This window comes from Moorena sp. SIO1F2, assembly GCF_010672755.1.
Taxonomy (GTDB): domain Bacteria; phylum Cyanobacteriota; class Cyanobacteriia; order Cyanobacteriales; family Coleofasciculaceae; genus Moorena.
On the sequence record NZ_JAAHFV010000357.1, the window covers coordinates 1 to 6,302 of the forward strand.

Genomic DNA, 6,302 nt, shown 5'->3' on the forward strand with positions numbered 1-6,302 from the left:
TCTACTCCCTACTCCCTACTCCCTGCTCCCTAATCCCTACTGCTTTTGGCAGGGAAACCGCTACCGGTATAGTAGCCTGGGGTTGATGGAGGCGAATCAGCTGGGCTAGGGTTTTTTTCAACTGGGTGCGAGGTACAATGGCATCAACGAAGCCGTGGTCTAGCAGATATTCAGAGGTCTGGAAATTATCCGGTAGCTTTTCTCTGAGGGTCTGCTCAATCACTCGTCGTCCAGCAAATCCAATTAATGCCTTCGGTTCCGCTATGATAATATCCCCTAACATGGCAAAACTGGCAGTCACCCCACCGGTGGTAGGATGAGTAAGAACTGGAATGTAGAGTAGTCTGGCTTGACGATGGCGTTCCAAGGCACCAGAGATTTTGGCCATTTGCATCAGGCTTAACATCCCTTCCTGCATTCTGGCTCCACCAGATGCACAAACAATTACAACCGGTAGCTGTCGCTTGGTTGCTTCTTCTATCAAACGAGTCAGTTTTTCCCCAACTACCGAACCCATACTACCGCCCATGAACCGGAAGTCCATTACTCCCAAAGCAATGGGCAAATTCTCTAGTTGACCGGTGCCAGTTTGTACGGCATCTGTGAGCTTAGTTTTTTCTTGGCTGTCTCGCAAACGATCACTATAGGATTTGCGATCGCAAAACTTCAGGGGATCCGTCGGATGTAGGTGTTCATCCAGTGATATCCAGGTCTGATGGTCAATCAGCTGGCGGATCCGCTCGTCACTAGGGACTCGCATGTGATGGCCACATTCACTGCAAACCATTTGATTAGCTTGCAGGTCTCTGGCGTAGGATAGAACTCCGCAAGCTTCACACTTTTTCCATAGCCCATCAGCAATCTCCCGTTCTTGAGGTTGTTTAGGGGTTGGTTCAATTTTTCGTCTATTTGCAAACCAATCGAATAGAGACATAAAAATTTCTTATCCTGTTAACGTATTATCTAAATTTTTTTAGCTATAATTTTATATTTATGATTGTCCTGCCTGCTCTTCTTCTGGGGAACTCAACAACAGTAAGGCTGTCCATTGATCTGGTGAGCGAACTTGTAAAGCCGCAGGACTACCTGCACCTAAATAAGACATGATCCCAATATCAATAATCCGACTTGGAATATCATGAGCGGCTAGCACCTGCTGCATCAGCTCGGCTTCCCAGCGAAGATTGGTAGTTCTGATTGTTATCCAAGACACAGGCTAATATAGCAAAGGGAACAGGGAACAGCGGATCTGGGAACTTCGGATCAATAATTATCATAATTCCTACACGGATTGCTATACCAATAGGATTCCAAAGATTTTTCAGAGCCGTTCAATTTCATCTATCTATATAGCATTTATCAAGTGGGTGAGGGACTTTCGTCTTAGGTTTTAGGGAGTCAGGAGTCGGGAGTGGCGTTGATTAAAATTTAATTTACCTCATATAATTTACCTCATAATAATTATAATTAACGCTATATAGTTCTATTTATATTTGTAGGTTATGCTTTATAATTGATAGTTATTTATAGTTAAGATTAAGATAGTAAATTAACTGTTATAGGTTTACTGTTATAGGTTTACTGTTATAGGTTTACTGTTATAGGTTTACTGTTATATAGTGTTTCTCATAGCAATGAGGTACAAAGGATTTTTTCCCACTTCCGTTCCCCCCTTATTAAGGGGGGTTAGGGGGGATCCCTTTTCTGACTTCCCTACTCCCTACTCCCTACTCCCTAAAACCTAAAACCTAGATGGAGCATTCTTCAACCGATAATGTTTAGCTAAATGGGAAAAATAGTTCTAGGTAAGTGGACACTATTAATTTACCCCAAAGTAGGGTCAATCCTGCTCCCAAGGCTAGAAAAGGACCAAATGGCATTGGCTGTTTGCGATTCATCCAACCCAGGGCAATGGCTGCGCCACCAGCAAACGCCCCTACACCACAAGCGATGAAACTAGCCAAGAGCAAATACTTCCACCCTAACCAAGCTCCCATCATCGCCGCTAGTTTAGCATCTCCTCCCCCCATAGCGGATTGACCAAAGGCAATCGAACCCCCAAAAGCAATCAGGTCAAACAACCAAATCCCTAGCACTGCACCTACCACCCCAATCATTAATTGAGGAATTATTGCTATGGGTTGAGACCCCTGCAAAAAACCAGTAGTTCCTTGAAATACTAAACCAGCCACTAATCCAGACTGAGTTAGGGAATTCGGTAGGGTCATAGTATCGATATCAATCAGAGCTAGAGTCAACAGCCAGCTCAAAAACGCCCAATACCCTACGGTTTGCCAACCCCAACCATACATCCAGAAAACGAGTAAAAACAGTACACCGGTTATGGCCTCTACTAGGGGATAGCGGCTGGAAATCTTGGTATTACAGTGACGGCAACGTCCTTTTAAGCACAGCCAGCCCATTACTGGAACATTCTCTCGCTTTCCCAGCTTATGTAGACAATGGGGACAGCGGGAGGGGGGCCAAAGGATGGATAAACCAGCAGGTAGTCTGTAAACGACTACATTGAGAAAACTGCCAATAGATGCACCGATAGCGAAAACTATTGCGAAAGCTATTAACGTTGTCAAGGCAGCGGATACTCCCACCATATCCTGTGTCACTTCCTAATTGCTATTGCTCTATACCATAGAAGTAAGACCAATGACCGATTTCCTTAATATTTATTAATAAAAGTCTCCTTCTAGTTGACTCAAAGGCACAAAGCATTCAGTTGGTAGAAGGATAGGTCTCTGACTAAAGATTAACTTTCCTCTGAGGGTATATCTGTCAATGGCTACACCAGATGGCTGTTCATCTTGGTATGGATGAACTTCGTAGTAAACCCGGTAGATATGCTTAGCTGCTCTCAAAACCGTAGGGTCTATCAGCTTCGGTAGCTCAATCCGAGTTTGGTAGTTTTCTTGTCTTTGCTGTGATGTATACACCACACTTTTTACCCTATTATTTCAGTTTGACTTTAATGCAATCACGCCCTCACGGCAAGGGGGTATTTCGACAAGAGGGCACTGATTAACCAGGTGAAACCAAGAGATTTTCCTGAGTTATTATAAGTAACCGCAGGTTTACACGATAAAATCAATTGATAATATCAAGGGATAACATCAAGATTGCTCTAAGCACTCAATTAGGGAATCTCCCATAGCACGACAACCTAAGAGATTCATGCCTTCTGAGATGATATCTCCTGTGCGATCGCCTTTATCTAAAACCTTGACAACTGCTTGTTCAATGCAATCTGCTGCTTCAGGCTGGTCTAAGCCATAACGTAACATCATCGCAGCACTGAGTACCATCGCTAGGGGATTCGCTTTATCTTGACCAGCAATATCTGGAGCTGAGCCATGAACGGGTTCAAAGACTCCAGGGCTAGATTCGCTTAAACTGGCAGAGGGTAACATGCCAATACTACCGGTAAGCATAGCAGCAGCATCGGATAAAATATCCCCGAACATATTACCTGTAACAATGGTATCAAATTGTTTCGGAGCTCTGACCAATTGCATAGCAGCATTATCCACGTATAGGTGAGACAGTTCCACATCCGGATATTCCGCTGCTAGGGTTGTAATGCGATCGCGCCACAACTGGGAAACATCCAACACATTAGCTTTATCCACCGAACACAGTTTACCACCGCGTTTTTTAGCCGTTTCAAACCCTAATCTAGCAATGCGGTCAATTTCAGCTTCGGTGTAAGCCATAGTATTGACTCCCCGTTTCTCCCCAGTTTCCTGAGTAAAAATCCCTTTAGGTTGTCCAAAGTAGATGCCACCAGTCAGTTCTCTAACCACCATAATATCTACCCCTTCTACCACGTTTCGTTTCAAGGTCGAGGCATCAATCAGTTGGGGGAATATTGTCGCTGGTCGTAGATTAGCAAACAACCCTAACCCTGCTCTTAATCCCAACAATCCGGTTTCTGGTCGTTGGTGGCGCGGCAGATTATCCCACTTGTAACCCCCAATGGCAGCGAGTAAAACGGCATCACTATTGCGACATAGTTCTAGCGTATCAGTAGGTAAGGGTTCATTAGTAGCATCAATAGCTACGCCACCAATTAGGGCTTCAGTAAATTTAAAATTAATATCGAATCGCTTGCCAACAACGTTCAACACATCTACAGCTACTGCCATGATTTCTGGGCCAATCCCGTCACCAGGTAGCAGGGTAATGCGGTAGGAATAAGTCATAGTTAGTTTGGTCGATGCTCAAGTATGAGGTGTCGTGGGTATAAGTTATAGCGTTCGATACTATAGCATCTGGCCGGTATCTCAGGGTAATTTTTTGTTCAGCAGAGCTGGCAAGGGATAGGTTAAGGGATGTCACCGATGTAACTGATAGACTCAGACCTCGCAACAAGGTAACAGTCCGGAACGAATCCCTAAGCTAGCGATAACTGATAAAAATCAATAATTAAAATAATTCTACCCAAGCTCAACCGCCCTAGGTCAACCCATAGATCAACAAGAAAGCGCTAGGCTGGAGAAAAAACCAACATCAGGTGCGACCCGTAGCGAATTTAATTCTTAATGGGTTAAGCGAAACTATGAATTTCCCTTTGTGGTGCGACCCCGCCCTTTTTGAAAGCGCTAGGTAACGCCCACCAAGAGGAGGCTTTGGTCTTGTCCTTTATTGGCTTAGAAAGACCTTACTCTTAGGCAAATTAAACAGCTAAAACCAGACTCTGATGGTAAAAGAACTGGCTATTGATACCCGTGGACTAACGAAGCAATTCGACCGCCATGTGGCTGTGCATGAGGTAGATTTGCAAGTGGAAAGCGGCGAAGTTTACGGCTTAATTGGACCGAATGGTGCTGGGAAAACCACCCTGATCCGGATGTTAGCTGCAGCGGAAGAACCTACCACTGGTGAGATTTACATCAATGGTCAGCGTTTGCTAAGAGATCAAAGCAATCCTAGGCTAAAACAGCGTTTAGGCTATCTGCCTGATGATTTTCCCCTCTATGAAGATTTGACGGTTTGGGACTACCTAGACTACTTCGCACGTCTATATAAATTAAGAGGCTCAAAACGCCGACAACGCTTATACGATGTTCTGGAACTGATTGAATTAACCAACAAGCGTAATAGTTTGATTTCTACCCTATCCCGGGGGATGAAACAGCGCCTTAGCCTGGCTCGCACTATCATTCATGAACCGATTTTACTGCTGCTGGATGAGCCAGTCTCTGGTCTTGACCCCATTGCTAGAATGAAGTTTCGGGAAATTATTAAGGTTCTCCAAGAAGCGGGGATGACCATTCTAATTTCCTCCCATGTCTTGAGTGATTTAGCCCAACTGTGTAGCTCAGTAGGCATCATGGAATTAGGGTATCTGGTAGAAAGCGCACCCCTAGATGAGTTTTACCAGCGTCTTGGTCGCCAGCAAATTTTGTTGTCAAGCCTAGGTCAGCTGGATGTAGTTAAAGGGGAATTGAAAAATAATCCCCTTGTAGAAGACTGGGAGATATTACCAGAACCAGGTCGGATGCGGATTCATTTTTCAGGAGGTCAAGAGGATTGTGCACAGCTATTGCGATCGCTGGTTAATGCTGGGATTCCCTTGACAGAATTCCAGTGCTCTCAAGAAGACTTAGAAACAATTTTCCTTAAATTAGGTCATCAGCAAGCATCATAGCTCGATCATAGCTGCCTCATCACATGGCGAGTAAAAGGAGACTAATAGCGATATGGCACTTAATAATTTAGTTAACCAACTTGGGGAATTGAATCCCCAGGTGTTTCGAGAACTCAAAGGCCGTTTCAAACAGCGGAATGTCCTGATTACAGTGGCAATATCCTTGATTGGTCAGTTGGTGATGCTGATCGATTTGGGACTTGAGCTACCATATAGCTTGGGAGCTGAGATTAACTGGCCTCTATGGTGGCAAAATGTATTTGTCTGCCTGAGTCTTATCGGGATATTCAGTTTGTTGGTGGTTGGCACCTATATGCTAATCAGTGACCTCTCCAAAGAAGAAAGTCGTGGCACCCTGAACTTTCTGCGCCTGACACCTCAGTCAAGCCGGAGCATCCTAGGTGGCAAACTACTGGGGGTACCAGCATTGCTTTATCTAGCAATTGGTTTCGCCTTACCATTGCATTTTTGGGCAGCTATTGCCGGTAAAATCCCTTTGATTGAGCTTATAGGATTTTACATCGTTCTTGGTACCAGTTGCCTATTTTGCTATAGTATGGCGCTACTATTTGGTTTAGTTGGCAAACCTCCTAGAGATTTGCCACCTACAAATACTGATGTTACTTTAACTTCAATTATT

Annotated in this window: 6 protein-coding genes and 1 pseudogene; 2 read left to right on the forward strand and 5 right to left on the reverse strand. The window is 44.3% G+C overall.

The genetic code is table 11. The features are described from left to right. Position 1 precedes the first annotated feature (1 nt). The 5 genes from accD to leuB all read right to left on the reverse strand — a co-directional run bounded on the left by accD (position 2) and on the right by leuB (position 4,214). Complete coding sequence (gene accD / locus F6J94_RS28035; RefSeq protein WP_293025400.1) at positions 2 to 934, reverse strand: acetyl-CoA carboxylase, carboxyltransferase subunit beta; 933 nt, start codon at positions 932 to 934, stop codon at positions 2 to 4. A 57-nt stretch (positions 935 to 991) separates the two neighbouring features. Beyond that, complete coding sequence (locus tag F6J94_RS28040; RefSeq protein ID WP_293025401.1) at positions 992 to 1,213, reverse strand: hypothetical protein; 222 nt, start codon at positions 1,211 to 1,213, stop codon at positions 992 to 994. Positions 1,214 to 1,778: 565 nt separating this feature from the next. Further along, positions 1,779 to 2,612, reverse strand: coding sequence for an A24 family peptidase (locus tag F6J94_RS28045; protein ID WP_293046406.1), 834 nt, complete (start codon positions 2,610 to 2,612; stop codon positions 1,779 to 1,781). Positions 2,613 to 2,687: 75 nt separating this feature from the next. Beyond that, positions 2,688 to 2,951: a hypothetical protein gene (locus tag F6J94_RS28050; protein ID WP_364303462.1), complete on the reverse strand. Its 264-nt coding sequence runs from the start codon at positions 2,949 to 2,951 to the stop codon at positions 2,688 to 2,690. A gap of 174 nt (positions 2,952 to 3,125) precedes the next feature. Beyond that, entirely contained in the window at positions 3,126 to 4,214 is a 1,089-nt protein-coding gene (leuB, locus tag F6J94_RS28055) for a 3-isopropylmalate dehydrogenase (RefSeq protein ID WP_293046400.1), read from the reverse strand. A gap of 497 nt (positions 4,215 to 4,711) precedes the next feature. Here leuB and F6J94_RS28060 point away from each other — a divergent pair, with 497 nt between their 5' ends. Continuing rightward, the gene (locus tag F6J94_RS28060; protein ID WP_293046403.1) at positions 4,712 to 5,662 is read left to right on the forward strand and encodes an ABC transporter ATP-binding protein; all 951 of its coding nucleotides are present in this window, start codon (positions 4,712 to 4,714) and stop codon (positions 5,660 to 5,662) included. A gap of 52 nt (positions 5,663 to 5,714) precedes the next feature. Continuing rightward, positions 5,715 to 6,302: pseudogene (locus F6J94_RS28065) on the forward strand (ABC transporter permease); the annotation flags it as partial.